Genomic DNA, 1,925 nt, shown 5'->3' with positions numbered 1-1,925 from the left:
GGCGTCCAGTCCCCGGCCCATCGTCGACAGGCCGACGGGGCTGGCCCGCAGCGCCGTGTCCAGGCCGTCGGTGGGCACCCGCACGAGCGCGTGCCGCGCGGCGAGGGGTGCCAGCGCCGCGTCGACCGCGCCGGCCAGCGCCGGGTCCAGGCCGTCGGGCACGACCAGGTCCGCGCCGACCAGGGCGACCCGCCCGTACGCGGTGAGGCTGTGGTGGGAGACGCCGAGGTGCCGGGGACGGGGGTCGGCGTCGGAGATCCGCAGTGATCCGACCGGGCGTCCGCCCAGCGTGCCGATGGCGTTCACGGCCTCGCCGACGGCGACGCCGGAGAAGCCCCACCGCGTCCCGGTGCCGAGGTTACCGGGGCCCTGGGCGACGATCGCGACGTCGGCGTGGAGCACGTGCCGGGCGGCGAGCAGCCCGGTGTGCAGGGTGGCGGCCTCGAGGTCCCCGCCGAACGCCTGCCCGACGGTGACCGTGCCGACGAGGTGCCCGCGCAGCCCGGCGAGGGTGCGAGAGAACCAGGCGGGCAGGGCGCCGCCGTCGGTGAGCAGGTACGCGACCCGGGCGTCGGGGGCGTCGGCGTGGATCCCGGCGAGGATCGCGGGCAGCGCGGAGTGCAGGTCGGCGGTGACCACGGGCAGGCCGGCGAGGTCGTCGGCGGTGGCGAGGACGTCGTGGTGCGGTGACGCCTCCTCGTCGACGCCGAGCAGGATGGGTTGCAGTGGGGTGTAGCGGGCCTTGACGAGGTGACCCGCCTCGCGGGTGTCGAGCGCCTGCGCCGGGTCCGGCGGCAGCCGGTCGGGCAGGGCCACGACCAGGGCGTACCCGCCGGTGCCGAGGCCCATCAGCAGCGCGCCGGCGTTGAGCAGGACCCGGTCGCCGGGTTCCGGACGGCCGACGAGTGCCGGGTAGGCGAGGGCCCGCATGGGTGTGCCGTCGGACAGGTCGACGTCGAGTTCCACCGCGCCGGTCCACTCCCGCCGCAGCGCCCTGACCGTGCCCGTCCGCCATCGCACCATGCCGGGCACGCTAGCGGGTGCCGGTGGTCGCCCTCCGGAGCGGGTCCGCGGCCCCGGGGTGGGTCCGCGGCGCGGTGGATGGGACCGGTGGGCCGGGGCGGCGGGGGCGGGAGAGGGCGACGCGACGTAGCCCACGCCGTGCCCGCGTGGGTACCCGGTTCCGGCGCGTCGGCTGCTAGCGTCTACCGCGTGTCGCGGACCCGCACCGAACGCCTGGTCAACCTGGTGATCTGCCTGCTGTCCACGCGACGGTTCCTGACCGCCGCGCAGATCGCCGCGACCGTTCCCGGCTACGAGCACGATCCGGACGACGCGCGGGACCACGAGGCGTTCCAGCGCAAGTTCGAGCGCGACAAGGCGGAGTTGCGGGAGTTGGGCGTCCCGCTGGAGACCGGCACGGCGAGCGCCTTCGACGCCGAGCCCGGCTACCGCATCGCCCACCGGGAGTACGCGCTGCCGGACATCCCCCTCGAACCGGACGAGGCCGCGGCGGTGGGCATCGCCGCGCGGCTGTGGCAGCACGCCGGACTGGCGGCGGCGGCCTCCTCGGGGCTGGCGAAGTTGCGCGCGGCCGGCGTCGACGTGGATCCGCAGGCCACCCTCGGCCTGGAGCCGATGGTCACGGTCGACCCGGCGTTCGCGCCGCTGACCGCCGCCGCACGGGACCGCCGCGAGGTGACCTTCGACTACCGCGTCCCGGACCGGGACGAACCCACCCGCCGGCGGCTGCAGCCGTGGGGCGTGGTCTGCTGGCGTGGCCGGTGGTACGTGGTCGGCCACGACCTGGACCGGGCCGCCACCCGCTGCTTCCGCCTGTCCCGTGTGGTCGGCGCGGTCCGGGCGACCGGCGCGACGGGCGCGTACTCCCCGCCCGCCGGGGTGGACCTGATCAGCCACGTGGC

2 protein-coding genes are annotated in these 1,925 nt (G+C 76.7%); one reads left to right on the top strand and one right to left on the bottom strand.

The window, feature by feature from the left end:
• Nucleotides 1-1,023: DUF3866 family protein (locus AB0I76_RS28885; RefSeq protein WP_357042007.1), on the bottom strand; the 1,023-nt coding region annotated here is incomplete at its 3' end.
• A gap of 189 nt (nucleotides 1,024-1,212) precedes the next feature.
• Here AB0I76_RS28885 and AB0I76_RS28880 point away from each other — a divergent pair.
• A partial coding sequence (locus AB0I76_RS28880; protein WP_357042004.1) for a WYL domain-containing protein occupies nucleotides 1,213-1,925 on the top strand: 713 nt, incomplete at its 3' end.

This window comes from Micromonospora sp. NPDC049799, from assembly GCF_040656655.1.
GTDB lineage: Bacteria > Actinomycetota > Actinomycetes > Mycobacteriales > Micromonosporaceae > Micromonospora.
Note: the sequence above shows the minus strand (reverse complement) of the source record. Positions and strands in the feature narration are given on the sequence as shown.